Source organism: Vogesella sp. (assembly GCF_046297735.1).
GTDB lineage: Bacteria > Pseudomonadota > Gammaproteobacteria > Burkholderiales > Chromobacteriaceae > Vogesella > Vogesella urethralis.
This window is the reverse complement of record NZ_JBKBHK010000003.1, coordinates 259,309-274,991: the sequence shown is the minus strand read 5'-3', so window position 1 is coordinate 274,991 and position 15,683 is coordinate 259,309. Positions and strand designations below refer to the sequence as shown.

Annotated in this window: 14 protein-coding genes and 1 tRNA gene; 12 read left to right on the top strand and 3 right to left on the bottom strand. The window is 64.1% G+C overall.

Translation table 11 applies throughout. The features are described from left to right. Window positions 1-66: 66 nt before the first annotated feature. Window positions 67-141: transfer RNA gene (locus tag ACK4FZ_RS05800), tRNA-Arg, on the bottom strand. A 20-nt stretch (window positions 142-161) separates the two neighbouring features. Continuing rightward, window positions 162-1,133, bottom strand: coding sequence for an octaprenyl diphosphate synthase (gene ispB, locus ACK4FZ_RS05795; protein WP_409818758.1), 972 nt, complete (start codon window positions 1,131-1,133; stop codon window positions 162-164). A gap of 191 nt (window positions 1,134-1,324) precedes the next feature. On the opposite strand from ispB, the gene rplU reads away from it, so the two are divergent. The 12 genes from rplU (at window position 1,325) to tpx (ending at window position 13,894) form a co-directional block, all read left to right on the top strand. Then, complete coding sequence (gene rplU / locus ACK4FZ_RS05790) at window positions 1,325-1,636, top strand: 50S ribosomal protein L21 (RefSeq protein ID WP_144372737.1); 312 nt, start codon at window positions 1,325-1,327, stop codon at window positions 1,634-1,636. Between the two features lie 12 nt (window positions 1,637-1,648). Beyond that, window positions 1,649-1,924 (top strand): 50S ribosomal protein L27, encoded by a 276-nt coding sequence (gene rpmA / locus ACK4FZ_RS05785; RefSeq protein ID WP_017508668.1) that lies wholly within the window; start codon window positions 1,649-1,651, stop codon window positions 1,922-1,924. A gap of 140 nt (window positions 1,925-2,064) precedes the next feature. Continuing rightward, window positions 2,065-3,267, top strand: coding sequence for a GTPase ObgE (gene obgE / locus ACK4FZ_RS05780; protein ID WP_409818754.1), 1,203 nt, complete (start codon window positions 2,065-2,067; stop codon window positions 3,265-3,267). 50 nt (window positions 3,268-3,317) lie between these two features. Then, entirely contained in the window at window positions 3,318-4,589 is a 1,272-nt protein-coding gene (locus ACK4FZ_RS05775) for a hypothetical protein (protein ID WP_240802194.1), read from the top strand. After that, complete coding sequence (locus ACK4FZ_RS05770; protein WP_144372735.1) at window positions 4,590-5,318, top strand: hypothetical protein; 729 nt, start codon at window positions 4,590-4,592, stop codon at window positions 5,316-5,318. Then, window positions 5,318-8,128 carry an AAA family ATPase gene (locus ACK4FZ_RS05765; RefSeq protein ID WP_409818751.1) on the top strand — a complete coding sequence of 937 codons (2,811 nt, stop codon included), beginning with the start codon at window positions 5,318-5,320 and terminating at the stop codon, window positions 8,126-8,128. Before ACK4FZ_RS05770 ends, ACK4FZ_RS05765 begins: the two co-directional genes overlap by 1 nt. Before the next feature lie 112 nt (window positions 8,129-8,240). Next, window positions 8,241-8,978 carry a M48 family metallopeptidase gene (locus ACK4FZ_RS05760; protein WP_409818749.1) on the top strand — a complete coding sequence of 246 codons (738 nt, stop codon included), beginning with the start codon at window positions 8,241-8,243 and terminating at the stop codon, window positions 8,976-8,978. A gap of 119 nt (window positions 8,979-9,097) precedes the next feature. Continuing rightward, entirely contained in the window at window positions 9,098-9,967 is an 870-nt protein-coding gene (locus tag ACK4FZ_RS05755) for an MBL fold metallo-hydrolase (RefSeq protein WP_409818747.1), read from the top strand. Window positions 9,968-10,362: 395 nt separating this feature from the next. Continuing rightward, window positions 10,363-11,823: a sodium:solute symporter family protein gene (locus tag ACK4FZ_RS05750; RefSeq protein WP_409818746.1), complete on the top strand. Its 1,461-nt coding sequence runs from the start codon at window positions 10,363-10,365 to the stop codon at window positions 11,821-11,823. A 151-nt stretch (window positions 11,824-11,974) separates the two neighbouring features. Continuing rightward, on the top strand, window positions 11,975-12,868 hold the full coding sequence (locus ACK4FZ_RS05745) for a DMT family transporter (RefSeq protein WP_409818743.1): 894 nt from the start codon (window positions 11,975-11,977) through the stop codon (window positions 12,866-12,868). Window positions 12,869-12,891: 23 nt separating this feature from the next. Then, window positions 12,892-13,293 carry a carboxymuconolactone decarboxylase family protein gene (locus tag ACK4FZ_RS05740; RefSeq protein WP_144372729.1) on the top strand — a complete coding sequence of 134 codons (402 nt, stop codon included), beginning with the start codon at window positions 12,892-12,894 and terminating at the stop codon, window positions 13,291-13,293. A 103-nt stretch (window positions 13,294-13,396) separates the two neighbouring features. After that, window positions 13,397-13,894 carry a thiol peroxidase gene (gene tpx / locus ACK4FZ_RS05735; RefSeq protein ID WP_144372728.1) on the top strand — a complete coding sequence of 166 codons (498 nt, stop codon included), beginning with the start codon at window positions 13,397-13,399 and terminating at the stop codon, window positions 13,892-13,894. A gap of 79 nt (window positions 13,895-13,973) precedes the next feature. Here the strand turns inward: tpx and ACK4FZ_RS05730 are convergent, their stop codons facing one another. Further along, window positions 13,974-15,626: a methyl-accepting chemotaxis protein gene (locus ACK4FZ_RS05730; protein WP_409818740.1), complete on the bottom strand. Its 1,653-nt coding sequence runs from the start codon at window positions 15,624-15,626 to the stop codon at window positions 13,974-13,976. Window positions 15,627-15,683: the final 57 nt, after the last annotated feature.

Here is a 15,683-nt window from a genome sequence, read left to right as displayed (position 1 = left end):
TTCATGTGTATGACTCCGTGTTCGGAAAGACAAACGCCACCCGGCGGGGTGGCGTGCAGGTCGGGGTGGCGCCCCCGCCGGGAATCGAACCCAGAACTGCCCCTTAGGAGGGGGCCGTTATATCCATTTAACTACAGGGACAGCCAGAAAACGTTGCCTGGTCAGGCGTTGCGCGCTACCGACAGGCGGGCGATTTCCACCAGCGCCGCCTTGTGTTCGCTGTCGGGCAGCGGGGCCAGCACGGCCACCGCGCGCTCGGCGGCTTTTTCGGCTTCACGGCGGGCGTAGTCCAGCGCGCCGCAGGATTGTACCGCAGCCAGCACGTCATTGAAACGCTCGCGGTTGGCCGCTTCCAGCGCTTCGCGCACCACGCTGGCGGCGTCGGCCGGGCCCTGGCGCATGGTGTAAATCAGCGGCAGCGTGGGCTTGCCTTCGGCCAGGTCGTCACCCAGGCTCTTGCCGATGGTGGCGGCGTCGCCGCTGTAATCCAGCACGTCGTCGATGATCTGGAAGGCGGTGCCCAGGTGCATGCCGTACTCGGCCAGCGCTTGCTCTTGCTCCGGCGTGGCGGCGGCGATGATGGCGCCGACACGGGTAGCGGCCTCGAACAGCTTGGCGGTCTTGTACTGGATCACTTTCAGGTAGTCGTCTTCGCTGACGTCCACGTTGCCGATGTTCAGCAGCTGCAGGACCTCGCCTTCGGCGATGATGTTGGTGGCGTCGGCCATCACTTCCAGAATGCGCATGCTGCCGGTGGACACCATCATCTGGAAGGCGCGGGTGTACAGGAAGTCGCCTACCAGCACGCTGGCAGCGTTGCCGAACAGCGCGTTGGCGGTCTGGCGGCCACGGCGCATGTCGGACTCGTCCACCACGTCGTCGTGCAGCAGGGTGGCGGTGTGGATGAATTCGATCATCGCCGCCAGCTCGAACAGGTGCTTGTCGCCGTAACCCAGCGCGCGGCCGGCCAGCAGCGTCAGCATCGGACGCAGGCGTTTGCCGCCGGCCGAGATGATGTACTCGGCTACCTGGCGGATCAGGACAACATCGGAGTGCAGGCGCTGGCGGATGGCCTGATCGACCGTGTTCATGTCGCCGGCTACAAGCGTGCGGAAGTGCGGGGTAGAAGACATCGCGACCGTGTTCTTTATCGGAATTGGCTGGAAAACCGCGCGATATTAGCAGATATCACGCTGGTCTTGCCATTGCCGGCCTGTTGCGGCGTGTAGTTCTACAGAAAAAATTGACAGCAAACAGGCACTTGCGTATAGTGCTGCGTTCCTCGCGCACACCGCGCGTGGACAGAATATTAGGAGCTATACGAATGTATGCGGTCGTAAAAACTGGCGGTAAACAATACAAAGTTGCCGTTGGCGAAAAACTCAAAGTAGAACAGATACCTGCAGACATCGACAGCCAAATCGTACTGGAAGAAGTGCTGATGGTTGTGGACGGTGATCAGGTTTCCGTAGGTGCCCCGCTGGTAGCTGGCGCAAAAGTACAAGCTACCGTTGTTGCCCACGGTCGTGGCGAAAAGGTACGTATCTTCAAGATGCGTCGCCGTAAGCACTACCAGAAGCACCAAGGTCACCGTCAAAACTTCACCGAAATCCGCATCGACGCGATTTCCAAGTAAGGATAAACAGACATGGCACACAAAAAAGCAGGCGGTAGCTCCCGCAACGGTCGTGACTCCGAAGCCAAACGCCTGGGCGTTAAGGTTTACGGCGGCGAACTGATCCCGGCAGGTTCCATCATCGTGCGTCAGCGCGGTACCAAGTTCCACGCTGGCGAAAACGTCGGCATGGGCAAAGACCACACCCTGTTCGCCAAGGTGGATGGTTACGTTGAATTCGCCGTTAAAGGCTCCTTCAACCGCAAGACCATTACCGTTGTTCCGTACACCGGTGTTGACGCCGAGTAATCTCGCGTTGACGGAAAAAAGCCCTATCCTGTGATAGGGCTTTTTTGTTTGACATACCTTACTGAGGTGTGAGGCGCAAGCGGCTGCGGCCAACCTTGGCGGCTGTTTGCGCCTGACTCCTCGGCAATACTGGAGGTTCCATGAAGTTTATCGATGAAGCACGCATTGAAGTGCGTGCCGGCAAGGGCGGCAATGGCTGCTGCAGTTTCCGTCGCGAGAAGTTCGTGCCGCGCGGCGGCCCGGATGGTGGCGACGGTGGTCGTGGCGGCAGCGTGATCGCCATTGCCGATGAAAACATCAACACCCTGGTGGAATACCGCTTCGTTAAGAAGTACCTGGGTGGCCACGGCGAAAACGGCCGTGGTGCCGATTGCTACGGCAAGGGCGCCGAAGACGTGTACCTGCGCATGCCGGTGGGCACCCAGATCATCGACGCCGACAGCGAAGAAATCGTGGCCGACCTCACCCACAACGGCCAAGAAGTGATTCTGGCCAAGGGCGGCAAGGGCGGCTTGGGCAACATCCACTTCAAGAGCTCGGTTAACCGCGCCCCGCGCCAGTTCACCCGTGGCGAAGAAGGCGAGATCCGCAACCTGAAGCTGGAACTGAAAGTGCTGGCCGACGTCGGCCTGCTGGGCATGCCCAACGCCGGCAAGTCCACCTTCATCCGTTCCGTGTCCGCCGCCAAGCCGAAAGTGGCCGACTACCCGTTCACCACGCTGCACCCCAACCTGGGCGTGGTGCGCATGGATGACACCTCCAGCTTCGTCATCGCCGACATTCCGGGCCTGATCGAAGGCGCGGCCGAAGGCGCCGGCCTGGGTCACCGCTTCCTGAAGCACCTGCAGCGTACCGGCATCCTGCTGCATCTGGTGGACCTGGCCCCGTTCGACGAAGAAGTGGACCCGGTGCGCGAGGCGCGTGCCATCGTCGAAGAGCTGAAAAAGTACGACGAAGAGCTGTACCACAAGCCGCGCTGGCTGGTGCTGAACAAAGTCGACATGCTGCTGGACGAAGAGCGCGACGAGAAGGTGAAAGCCTTCCTGGAAGCCTACGACTGGCCACAACAGCAGCCGGACGACCGCTTCGGCTTCGACATGAACGCGCAGCGTTACTTTGTGATCTCCGGCCTGACCGGCGAAGGCACCCGTGACCTGGTATTCGCGATGAACGAGTACATCAAGGTACTGCGCGAACGCGAACGCAAGGCGCGCCAGGAAGCCGAAGAAGCCGCCCGCGCGCTGAAGCTGGCCAAGGCCGCTGCCGCCGTGATCCAGCCGGCCCCGGCTGACGGTGCCCCGGTGGCCGATGCCGCCGGCGATACCGTCGCCATTGACGAGTAAGTCATCCCGCTCTGACAATCCGGTCTGTTTCTGCAGACCGGATTGTTTCCTTGGATTCCCTCTCCGATTTCTTCCGCCCGGGCATGGCCCCGGACAGCCTGCCGGCGTTATCGCGCCTGAGCGCAGCCTGGCCCTACCTGGCGGTATTCGTCACGCTGTTCCGCGGCGGTGACGAAGAAGTGCTGATGCGCCTGCTGGTGCTGCGCGAGCTTGGCAACCGTGCCGATGCGCCGTACTGGACGCCGCAAGACATCGCCCAGCGCTTTGCCTACCTGAACGACACCAAACTCGGCACCATTCTCGGCCGCCTGCGCGAAGGCGAGCTGCTGGTCTACGACAGCGACGCCGGCCACTACGCGCTGAGTGAAGGCGCGCGCGTGGCCCTGGCTGCGCTGGCCACGCTGATCGACTTTGCCGGCGACGACGTGGAACTGGGCTACCTTACCAGCCAGGTGGCCGCCGGCCAGTCGGTGGGGCAGGTATCGGACGAGGCCATGCAGCATTTGCTGGCGCGCCTGAACGAGCTGCACGCCGAGTTTGCCGACGCGCTGGAAAGCCAGTCCGAATTCCGCATCCGCGCCGCCCAGCACCGGCTGGAGTCGGTATGGCGCTGGGTGGGGCGCTCCACCGACGTGGTGCGCAGCCTCACCGCCGACGACACGCTCAGCCTGGCCACGCTGAAACAGGCGCAGGCCATCGCGCTGGCGCAAAGCCGCATGCTGGCGCTTGCCGGCACCTTCGAGCGCCGCCTGGCGCAGTTGGCCGCACAGCGCGTGCACCTAGGCAGCTCCGGCCTCACCTCCACCGATATTGCCGACTGGCTGCGCCACCTGGGCAGCGCCACGCTGGCCGGCCTGCTGGACGGCGCACTGCGCTATGGCGTGGAGCCGGCGTTCCTGACCACCCCCGAGCTGGGCGACGTGGCCGAGTTCGAACTGCTGGGCCGCGAAAGGTTGGCCGCCGCTGATAATGCACTGCCGCAGGCGGCGCGTGCCGAAGACGCCGACGCGCCCGAGATGGAGCGCCTGCTGGAAGCCGAAGCGCTGTACGACACCCTGCTGCAGCTGGGGCTGGACGCGCAGCCGGCCGGCGACGGCTTCCCCATTGCCGACGCGGTACTGGCCGACAGCTACAACGAAACCGCCTACCGCCTGTCGCTGCTGTCGCTGCTGGGCGACCCGGAAAGCAGCAGCGACCAGAGCGTGGTGGCCGCGCTGGCCCGCCTGCCGCTGCAACTGGCTGGTGGCGACGCCGTCATCACCCCCGATCACCCCGAAGTCGCCACGCTGTCCGATGCGCGGCTGATAGCGCTGAAACCGTAAATGGAACAACAACTCACTACCCTCATCGCGCGCCTGCTGGCGCACCGCGTGCTGCCGCGCAGCGACGCGCTGGCGCGCCGCGCGCTGCTGGACGAAACCTTCCGCCAGGAGCTGGACCAGCGCCTGGCCGCCGCCGGCTTGCAGCTGGTAGAAAACCCCTACGCCGAGCACATCACCGTGGCGCTGCTGCCGGCGCTCACCGAGCCGGTATTCGGCAGCGGCGAGGCCTGGCTTAACAACAACCTGGCGCTGCCGCGCGATGGCGTGGCGCTGCTGGTGATCGTGTGGGCGCTGATCATCCTGCCCAAGCGCGAACGCCAGGTATCGCGCGTGGAAGCCGGCAAGGAAGGCCAGCACGACATGTTCGGCGCGCAAAAGCCGCTGGAAACCGGCGATACCGTGTCGGTGGGCGTGTCGGAAGACGCGCTGTACGCCGACTTCGGCAAGCAGCTGGGCGGCCGAACCCGCTTCAACGCCAACCTGGGCCGGCTGGTGAACCTGGGCTTCCTGCAGCGGCGTAACCGCTGGCTGGTAGAGGGCCCGCTGCTGGACGTGCTGATCGACTACAGCCAGCTGGCGCCGCGCATCATCGAAGGCGCGCTGGCCGACGTGCTGGCCCGCCGCGGCCAGCTATCGCAGCACCTTACCGCGCAGCAGCTGCAGGACGGCCCGCCGGGGTTGGCCGCAGACAGCGCAGAAACAGACAAGCCACACGAGGAGCAGGCCTGATGTTCCAGATGAAATCGGTAGAAATGGTGCACTGGGACTTCTGGCAACGGCTGACCGTGCCGCTGGACGCGCAGATCGTCACCATCATCGGCCCCAACGGCTCCGGCAAGACCACGCTGCTGGACGCGCTGCGTACGCTGCTGGCGATCAAGTGCTCCGGCAAACGCGACTACAAGCGCTATGTGCGCAACAACCGCGAACCGTACGCCTTCCTGAAAGGCGTGGTGGATAACCCGCGCAGCCTGCAGGGCGGCCTGTACCCGACGCCGTTCTTCCCGCTGCTGCAGCCGGAAGTCACCCTGCTGTGCCGTATCAAGAAACAAGGTGGCGACTGGGTGCGCCACTACGCCATCGTCGAGGGCGACCTGCCGCTGGACCAGGCCATCGGCGACGGCAGCGTGCAGTGGCTGGGTGTGCAGGAGTACCGCCGCCGCCTGGAAGGTGCCGGCCTCACCGCCGCCGTGGCCGAGGTGCTGGCGCTGGAGCAGGGCGATACCGACAAGCTCACCGAATACAGCCCGCGCCAGCTGCTGGACCTGGTGTTCCAGGTGTTTGGCGACAAGGACGTGCTGGCCAACTACCAGCACGCCCGCGACGAGCAGAAAGCCGCCGAGGCCGAGTTGGCCGCGCTGGCACGGCAGGAAGAGGCGCTGCAAGGCCGCGTCGAGATGATGAAAAGCCGCGCCGGCCGCTACCTGGAGTGGGTGGGGCTGAACAAGCGCATCACCCGCCTGCGCGACGAGGCGCTGCCGGTGCTGGGCCTGATCGATGGCCGCGCCGCCACCGGCAAGCTGTGGCAGGACTACCGCCGCCTGCAGGCCGATTACCTGGGCGTCAGCCGCCAGCACCGCGACACGCTGCAACTGGTGGCCACGCTGCGCGAGGCAGAAAGCAGCGCGCTGGCCGCGCGTAACGCCGCCGAGACCGTGCGCAAGCAGGCGCAGGACGCCTTCATGCAGGCGCGCGACGCTGAACGCGACATCGCCAGCCAGCTGAAAGAGCGCGACCGCCTGCAAGCGCTGGCCAGCCGCGAATACGGCGAAGACGCCGCCACGCTCGGCCACAAGCTGGCCGCGTTGCGCGACGGCAACGAGCGCCTGCGCGACACGCTGAAAGCGCAAAAGATCGAACGCGATGGCTACAGCGCCGAGTTGGCCGCGCTGGAAGGCGGCAAGCCGCGGGCGCCGGAAGACGTGCGCCACTTCCGTGCCGCGCTGGACGAAGCCGGCATCGGCCACCAGATGCTGGCCGACATCGTGGAAGTAACCGACAGCCGCTGGCAAGGCGCGGTAGAAGCGCTGCTCAAACCGTACCGCCACGTGGTATTGCTGCAAGACGCCGCCGACCGCCGCGCCGCCTGGCAGCTGGGCGAGAAGCTGCGCTACCGCCACTTCGTGGTGCCGGAAACCGCCAGCGCGCCGCGTGCGCGCAGCGGCAGCCTGCTGGAAGTGGTGCGCTTTGCCGCCGACGCGCCGGACTGGCTGTACCAGCAGATGAACCGCGTCAGCCGCGTGGCCAGCGTGGCCGACGGTGCCGCCGAAGACGGCGACTGGATTACGCCGGAAGGCTACTTCCGCGAGCGCCGCGGTGCGCGCCACATCGGCGTGCCTGCCCACGATTTCGCCTTTGGCGAAGCCGCGCGCCAGGCCCGCTTGCAGGCGCTGCGCGACGCGCTGAAAGCGCTGAACGTGGCCATCCTGCGCCACGAGGAACAGCTGGTGGCCGGCACCCGCGACGCGGCGCAGCTGGCCGAGTACCTGTCCGGCATGGACGCCATCCGTTTGCTGGATAGCCGCGCCGAAGAATTTGCCGCGCTGGCGGCGCAAGCCGACAGCCTGAAGCAGGCGGTGGCCGAGGCCGGCGAAAGGTTGGCCGCCGCCCAGGCAGAGCGCGACGCTGCCGAGCAGCGTTACAGCGACGCCCGCATCGCCCACGACCGCGTGTGCCAGCGCGAGCAGGACAGCCTGCAGCGCGAGCACAAGGCACGTGCCGACATGGAGCAGGCGCGTCGTGCTCTGCGCCGCCATCTGGCCGAGCTGCGCGACTGCCGCAACCATCTGCCGGCCGCCGCGCAGGACGCCGCCTTTGTAGCGCAGCTGGCCGACGAGTTCGAATCGGCCGCCGACGTGCGCCACGAGATCAACTATCTGGAAGAAAGGTTGGCCGCCGGCGACTGGGAGCGCGACGACGCGGTGCTGCAGCTGAAAGACAAGCTGCAGGAAGACCTCACCTCGCTTACCCGCGAATGCCAGCGCCGCCAGGCCGAGGTGGAGCGCGCCGCCGGCCTGACCAGCGACGCCCGCGAAGCCTATCTGGGCAAGCTGCGCGCCACGGTGCGCGCCTACGGCCACAACGTGAAGCGGCTGGGCGAGCTGGCCGGCATCGGCGTGGAAGTGGAGCTCCCGACGCTGAGCAACGACGACGCGGTGCTGGCGCAGGCCGGCCTGGTGCTGAAGTTCAACTTCGACCAGAAAGGCCTGATGGGCCTGAACGACGGCGAGGCGTCCGGCGGCCAGCAGGTGATGAAGTCGCTGATCATGCTGATCGGCCTGATGATGGACGAGGCCAACCCGTCCGGCTTCGTGTTCATCGACGAGCCGTTCGCCCACCTCGACATCTTCAACATCGATCGCGTGGCCGGCTTCCTGAAAGCCACCGAGGCGCAGTACCTGATCACTACGCCCAACACGCACAACATCAACATCTTTGCGCCATCCGGCCTGACGCTGGCCACGCGCAAGAAGCGGCCGGGCGAGCAGTGGGCGCCGGCCATCCTGCAGACGCGGCGCCGCGTTGACAGCCCTGTTTAACACCCCACCCCGGCCAGCCCGGGGTTTTTTACGGATATCTTATGGTTTTGTTGTAGACATAAATAAGCCTGGCTAATAAAATGCCGCATTTAATTGACTATGGCATATGACAATGAAAAAACTGGCTCTGGTTTCCCTGCTGTCACTGGCGATGGCTGCACCGGTAAACGCTTTCAATCTCAATAACTTGCTGAGCGCAGGCACCGATCTGGTGAAGTCGGCCACGCTGTCTGATAGCGAAGTACAGGCCATGGCTGCCGAATCCAGCAAGGTGCTGGATAAACAGGCCAAGGTGGCACCGGCTGGCAGCGCTTACGGCAAGCGTCTGGCCAAGATTGTTGCCGGTCTCAATAACGAAGACGGGCTGAAACTGAATTTCAAGGTATACCTGGATAAAGAAGTGAACGCTTTCGCCATGGCCGACGGCACCGTACGTGTGTACAGCGGCTTGCTGGACCAGATGACTGACGACGAAGTGCGCTACGTCATTGGCCACGAAATCGGCCACGTGAAGCTGGGCCACAGCAAGAAGGCGATGCAGGTGGCTTATGCTGCGTCGGCAGCGCGCAAGGCCGCCGCAGGTAGCGGCAATGCCAATGTGGCGGCATTCTCCGAGTCGGAACTGGGCGACCTCAGTGAACAGGTGTTGCACGCCCAGTTCTCGCAATCGCAAGAAAACGATGCTGATGCGTACGCGGTGGCTTTCCTCAAACGCCACAACTACAAGCCGGAAGCCGCACCGTCTGCGTTGCGCAAGTTGGCCGCGCTGTACGGCAACGGCAGCAGCGTGCTGTCCAGCCACCCGGCACCGGGCGACCGCGCCGATAAAGTGGAAAAGCTGATCAAATAAGCCACACTGTGGCGAACAGTTGCCGACCCTGCTTGCCGGGTCGGCTTTTTATCGCCCTGCAGCATGACATATTCAAGCACTTGCTCGATAATGTGACGTCATCTTTCCGGGAGAAGCCGATGCGTACCCTGACTTCCTTGCTGGGCAATTCACAAAAACTGGATGGCGGTGCCATGTTTGGCAACGCGCCGCGTGCGATGTGGGCCGGCTGGCTGGCGCCGGACGCCGACAACCGTGTGGAGCTGGCCTGTCGTTGCCTGCTGGTGCAAGAGGCCGATGGCCGCCGCATTTTGCTGGAAACCGGTATCGGCGCCTTCTTCGATCCCAAGCTGCGCGCCCGCTACGGCGTGCAGCAGGCCGAGCATGTGCTGCTGGATGCGCTGGCAGAGCAGGGCGTACGCCACGAAGATATCGATGTGGTGGTGCTGTCGCACCTGCATTTCGACCACGCCGGCGGCCTGCTGGCCGCGTGGGATGGCGGGCCGGCGCGCTTGCTGTTCCCCAATGCGCAGTTCGTGGTGGGGCGTGAAGCCTGGCAGCGGGCGCTGAACCCGCACCCGCGCGACCGGGCGTCGTTCGTGCCGGAGCTGGTCGCCTTGCTGGAAGCCAGCGGCCGCCTGGTGCTGGTCGATGGCGAACTGCCGCCGCCGTGCCTGCCGCAGGACTGGCGCTTTACCGTGTCGCACGGTCACACGCCGGGCATGCTGCTGACCGAGATTCCGATGCCGGACGGCCCGCTGCTGTTTGCCGCCGACCTGATCCCCGGTGTGCCGTGGGTACACGTGCCGATTACCATGGGCTACGACCGCTTTCCCGAACAACTGATCGATGAAAAGCGCAGCTTGCTGCAACGGTTGGCCGCCGCAGGCGGGCGCCTGTTTTTTACGCACGACCCGGCAACAGCCTGTGCCACCGTATTGCACGATGGAGAAAAGCAGCGCTTTACCACCCTGGGTGCACAGCCCCGTCTGCTGCAGCAAGCCCACTGACATGTCATGCCAAGCAGAGAAAGTGTGGCGTATGTTTAACATATTCTACGACACGTAAACGCTTGTTTGCGGCACAATAAGCCACCGTTTTGCCCCCGGTTTACCAGGGGTGAAACGGTGGCTTTCTTGTTGTTCTGGCTGGCTTATTGCCTTGTTTTTTAAGTCTTTATGACGGGGGTGTTAAGCAGCGCTTTGGCGGTTTAGTGGCAGGATCAGCGGCAGCATGGCTGCCGCTTGGTTTTTGTCGTGTTTAATAAATTGCTCGGCTTGTTGCTGCTGCTGGCTATAATAGCCCGCACAACAAAAGCAACACGCTGATTGAGCGCGGCCCGGTGTCCTGCCGGATGGTTGGCCGCACTTGCCGAAACACTGCATTAGGAGAAGGAGACTCAGACATGCTTGTCTGGTTCGTCGTCATGTATCTGGCCATTACCGTGGGGATTGGCCTGTACGCGTCTACACGCGTGAAAAACGCGAAAGATTTTGCGGCCGGTGGTCGCAGCATGCCGTTTCACATTGTGGCGGCCATGGTGTTTGCCACCTGGTTCGGTTCGGAGGCAGTACTTGGCATTCCGTCCACGTTTATCGAAGAAGGCTTCCACGGCATTGTGGAAGACCCGTTCGGTTCGTTCACCTGCCTGATGCTGGTGGGCATGTTCTTTGCCCGCCCGCTGTACCGCATGAATCTGCTGACGATGGGTGACTTCTTCCGCCAGCGCTACGGCAGCACCGTCGAGGTGATTACCAGTCTGGCCATCATGATGTCTTATCTGGGCTGGATTGCCGCCCAGCTGACCGCGCTGGGGGTAGTATTCAATGTATTGACCGACGGTAGCATCACTACCACGCAAGGCATGCTGATCGGTGCCGGCATCGTCCTGATATATACGCTGTTTGGCGGCATGTGGTCGGTAGCACTGACCGACTTTTTCCAGATGGTGATCATCGTCGGCGGCCTGCTGTACCTGGTGTGGCTGTTCAGCGGTATGGCCGGTGGTGCCGACAAGGTGATTGCCAAGGCCGCAGGCGAGGGTAAGCTGACCTTCATTACCAGTACCGAACCGCGTGATCTGGTGGCCTTCATCGGCGCGGCGGTTACCATGATGTTCGGCTCCATTCCGCAGCAGGACGTGTTCCAGCGCGTGATGTCGGCCAAGAGCGAGAAAATCGCGGTGCGTGCCACCATCGTCGGCGCCATGTTCTACCTGTGCTTCTGCCTGCTGCCGGTGTTCCTGATCTACGCCGCATCGATGATCAACCCCGAGCTGGTGCAGAAGTGGCTGGCGCAAGACTCGCAGATGATCTTGCCGCGCATGATCCTGGAAGAAACCCCGCTGTTTGCCCAGGTGATGTTCTTTGGTGCGCTGCTGTCGGCCATCATGTCTACCGCGTCGGGTACCCTGCTGGCACCGTCGGTGATTTTTGTGGAGAACATCTTCAAGCAGTTCCGCCCGAAAATGAGTGACCGCGAGTTCCTGCTGGCTACCCGTGCGGCCATCCTGATCTGCGCTATCGGTACCACGCTGTTTGCGCTGTATTCCGACGCCACCATTTACGAAATGGTAGGCAATGCCTACAAGGTGACGCTGGTGGCCGCCTTTGTACCGTTGACTGCCGGCCTGTTCTGGAAACGCGCTACGACCCAAGGTGCCATGCTGGCTATCGCGCTGGGTGTAGGTACCTGGATTCCGCTGGAACTGACCGCTACCGACGCCGACTTCTGGCCGCCACAATTGGCCGGCCTGCTGATGAGCGTACTGGGTATGCTGCTGGGTTCGCTGCTGCCGCAGTTGGTAACGCCGCAGCAGAGCCAGCAGGCAGGCCAACCGCCCAAGGTACAAGTACAGGCGGGTTGATCAACAGGCTGCTGCGGGCAGGGGACCAAGGCTTTGGGCCCGTACGCAGCCGGACACGCTTGCCGGGGTATTTACCCCGGTTTTTTTGCGTGAACAGTTTGTTGCCGTCAGCCGCTTGCCGGCGACGCCGGTGCCGTGGCATGGTGTTTTCATGAAAACCGCCTCCCCCCGTCTTGCTTACCTGCTGCTGACGCTGACCGCGCTGTTCTGGTCTGGCAATTTCGTGTTGGCGCGCGCCATGCACGCCAGCGTGGCCCCGATGACGCTTTCCTTCGCCCGCTGGGCCATTGCCCTGTGCCTGCTGCTGCCGTTCGGCCTGCGGCCGGCCTGGCAACAGCGTGCGCTGTGGCTGCCGTACTGGCGGCGCCTGCTGCTGTTGGCGCTGTTGGGCGTCACCGGCTTCAACTCGCTGGCTTATTGGGGGCTGCAGTACACCGCGGCCACCAACGCGGTGCTGCTCAACTCCTTCATTCCCATCCTGATCGTGCTGTTCGGCGCCTTGTTTTTCGGCATGAAAATCGGCCTGCGCCAGGCGCTGGCGGTGGGCATTTCCTTTATCGGCGTGTTGTTTATCGTGGCGCACGGCGACTGGCAAAGGTTGGCCGCACTGGACATCAACCGTGGCGACGCGGTGGTGTTCCTGGCCATGGTGGCGTGGGCGCTGTACACCCTGTTGCTCAAACCGTTGCCGCCGGCGCTGGACCGCATCGGCCTGCTGACGGTGCTGGTGGCCATCGGCCTGCTGGGCATCGCGCCGCTGTTTGTGGCCGAGCTGGCCAGCGGCCGCCATACCCCGCTTACTGGCGGTACGCTGGCTACCTTTGCCTACGTCGGCACCTTGCCGTCGGTGGCGGCGTACTATTTTTACAACCTGGGCGTGGCCCGTGTCGGCGCGGCGCGCGCCGGCATGTTCATCCACCTGATGCCGGGCTTCGGCGCCGTGCTGTCGATGCTGTTTCTGGGCGAGGCGCTGCAGTGGTACCACCTGGCCGGTATTGGCTTGATCCTGTCGGGTGTGGTGCTGGCGACGCGGGCGGGTAAATAGCCTATTCCCACAGGAGATAAACGATGAGCGAACAAGACAAACAGGCCGGGCTGGCGCGGCGCACGCAGGTGATGGGCGAGGCGTTTGCCACGCGGGCGATGAGCGGCCTGGACGGCTTCAGCCGCCCGCTACAAGACTGGCTGAACGAGCATGCCTGGGGCAGCACCTGGCAGCGCGACGGTATCGATCTGAAAACCCGTAGCCTGCTGACCTGTGCCATGTTGGCCGCGCTGGGCCGCAGCCAGGAGCTGAAAGGCCATATCCGCGGCGCCATCAACAACGGCGCCAGCCTGGTGGAAATCCGAGAAACGCTGTTGCACTGCGCGGTGTACGCCGGCGCGCCGGCGGCGGTAGAAGCGTTCCGCGCCGCACGCGAGGTGCTGGCCGAGCTGGGGTTGTCTCTACCGGACGAAGGCCAGCCCTGAGGCGGCACTGGCGGCCAACCCTGTTAGCAACGGGGTTGAATTTTCGCCGCCATGCCTCACACTCAGCGCATTACCCACTGTTGTTATCCAAAGGAACCCTGCAATGGCAACCGTAACCCTGAAAGGCAACCCCGTAGACGTAGCTGGCACCCTGCCGGCCGTTGGCACTGCTGCCCCGGCTTTCACCCTGACCGCTGGCGACCTGTCCGACGTGGGCCTGGCCGCTTTTGCCGGCAAGAAGAAGATCCTGAACATTTTCCCGTCGGTGGATACCCCGACCTGCGCTACCTCGGTACGCAAGTTCAACGAGAAAGCCGCTGCCCGTGACGGCGTGGCCGTACTGTGCATTTCCGCCGACCTGCCGTTCGCACAAAAGCGCTTCTGCGGCGCTGAAGGCATCGAGGGCGTGGCCAACCTGTCCACCTTCCGCAACCCGGGCTTTGCCGAAGCCTACGGCGTGAAGCTGGCATCCGGCCCGCTGGCCGGCCTGACCGCTCGCGCGGTGGTGGTACTGGATGAAAACGATCAGGTGCTGCACAGCGAGCTGGTGGCCGAGATCGCCGACGAGCCGAACTACGACGCTGCGCTGGCCGTGCTGTAAGTACTGCTGCGCCCGCCATGAAAAAACCGGTCATCAGACCGGTTTTTTTTATGGGTACGGCAGGGGAGTGGGTGGTGGCTCAGGCTGCGGACGGTAGTGCATCACCGGCGCCGGGCAAGGCCGGGGGCGGGGTGCGGCCAACCTTGGCTGGCGCCTGGGTACGGAACCAGGCCAGGTCGCGGTTCAGCTGTTGCGAGGCGTCGGTCAGCCGGCTCATGGCCGGCGCCAGTGTCTGCATCTGGCCGAAGATGCTGGCCGCCATGGCCGCCACTTCGTCGCCGTGGCCAACGATATTGTCGCTGGCGGCGTGCTGCGCCTGGCGCGCGTCTTCGATATCGCGCATGGCCAGGCGGAAGGCGGCCATGGCGTCGTCGGCCTGCAGCAGCGCCTGGTTAAGCGTTTCTTGCGCGCCGATGCTGTGCTCGCCTGCCTGGTGGGCTTCTTCCATGGTGGCGGCCAACGCCTGGCTGGCGGACTCCACCCGCAGCAGGGTGTCGAAGATGCGGGCGGTGGCATTTTCAGTGCGCTCGGACAGCTTGCGTACCTCGTCGGCCACTACGGCAAAGCCGCGCCCTTGCTCGCCGGCACGGGCGGCTTCGATGGCGGCGTTCAGCGCCAGCAGATTGGTTTGCTCTGCCACGTCGCGGATCAGCGTGCTGATCTGGGCAATGTCGCGGATGGCGGTTTTCAGTTGCTCGGCGTCGTTGACGGCGCCACGCAGGCGGCCGGACAGGTTCTGTAGCGTGTGCGCGGTGGCGGTGGCCAGCCCGCGCGCGTGGCCGGTGCGCTCGCTGCCGTGGTCGGCGTCCTGCATCGCCCGCTGCAGTGCCTGGCTGATGCGCTGGTTGCTGTCGGCAATCTGGCCGGCGGCAGCACGGGTGTTTTCGGCCTTGTCGGCCTGTTGCTGGGTAACCTGGATCACCTGGCCAGTCAGCGCCAGAATGCCGCGCGCTTCGCGTTCGCTGTCGGCGGCGGTGCGGCGCACGGTGCCCAGCAGCGTGGCCAGCTGGTCGAGGAAGCGGTTGATGTGGCGGGCGGCCTGCGACAGCTCGTCGGCGCCGGCTACCGGCAGCCGTACCGCCAGTTCGCCTTCACCCAGCTGGTCGGCAGCGCGCTGCATGGCGGCAATCTGCTGTTTCAGGCGTCTGGCCAACAGTACTTGCGACAGCACCACGATGGCACTGGCCAGGCCCAGCGGGCCCAGTACCAGCAGCACCAGCCGCCCCAGCGCGGCCTGCATGGCGGTTTCGGCTTGTGCCAGTAGCTGGCGTTCGGATGCCAGGCGCTGGTCGATCAGCCCCACCAGCGGTTGCAAGCTCATCTGGTAGGCCTGTTCGGGGATGGATAGCGCGTCTTCCGGCGCTGTTTCTGCAATCTGGATAGCTGACTGCAGGTTCTTGTGATAAGCCTGCCAGTACTGGCTGGCCTGCTTGCCGAAGCTGTCGCGCTCTGCGGCGGGCAGGGCGGCCACGATGGCGGCAATCAGCTGGCGGCTGCTGCCGTTGACGGCGGCCAGGCGGCTGGCAGTATCCGGCAGCAGCGGGTCGGCCCGCGACAGCGACAGCACCTCGGCTTTCAAGGTTTGCAGGTTGGCCGACAGCAACTGCCGGCTGCGGTATTGCTCGAAGTCGGCGCGCAGCGACCACAGCTGCTGGCTGCTCAATAGCATCACTGTCAGCAGGCAGGCGAGGGTAAGGATTACTGTAAGCCACAAGCGTTTGACCAGCGTCATTTTAAATCCATCCTTATTAAAGCTGGGCGCAGTGTAGGCGGCCAACGTTACTGGCAG

Bases quoted from the DNA above. Each gene is read 5' to 3' on its own strand.
- ACK4FZ_RS05745 (WP_409818743.1), top strand. From the start codon at position 11,975: ATGAAAACCGCCTCCCCCCGTCTTGCTTACCTGCTGCTGACGCTGACC.
- ACK4FZ_RS05770 (WP_144372735.1), top strand. From the start codon at position 4,590: ATGGAACAACAACTCACTACCCTCATCGCGCGCCTGCTGGCGCACCGC.
- ACK4FZ_RS05730 (WP_409818740.1), bottom strand. From the start codon at position 15,626: ATGACGCTGGTCAAACGCTTGTGGCTTACAGTAATCCTTACCCTCGCC.
- ACK4FZ_RS05760 (WP_409818749.1), top strand. From the start codon at position 8,241: ATGAAAAAACTGGCTCTGGTTTCCCTGCTGTCACTGGCGATGGCTGCA.
- ACK4FZ_RS05765 (WP_409818751.1), top strand. From the start codon at position 5,318: ATGTTCCAGATGAAATCGGTAGAAATGGTGCACTGGGACTTCTGGCAA.
- rplU (WP_144372737.1), top strand. From the start codon at position 1,325: ATGTATGCGGTCGTAAAAACTGGCGGTAAACAATACAAAGTTGCCGTT.
- obgE (WP_409818754.1), top strand. From the start codon at position 2,065: ATGAAGTTTATCGATGAAGCACGCATTGAAGTGCGTGCCGGCAAGGGC.
- ACK4FZ_RS05750 (WP_409818746.1), top strand. From the start codon at position 10,363: ATGCTTGTCTGGTTCGTCGTCATGTATCTGGCCATTACCGTGGGGATT.
- ACK4FZ_RS05740 (WP_144372729.1), top strand. From the start codon at position 12,892: ATGAGCGAACAAGACAAACAGGCCGGGCTGGCGCGGCGCACGCAGGTG.
- ispB (WP_409818758.1), bottom strand. From the start codon at position 1,133: ATGTCTTCTACCCCGCACTTCCGCACGCTTGTAGCCGGCGACATGAAC.
- rpmA (WP_017508668.1), top strand. From the start codon at position 1,649: ATGGCACACAAAAAAGCAGGCGGTAGCTCCCGCAACGGTCGTGACTCC.
- ACK4FZ_RS05755 (WP_409818747.1), top strand. From the start codon at position 9,098: ATGCGTACCCTGACTTCCTTGCTGGGCAATTCACAAAAACTGGATGGC.
- tpx (WP_144372728.1), top strand. From the start codon at position 13,397: ATGGCAACCGTAACCCTGAAAGGCAACCCCGTAGACGTAGCTGGCACC.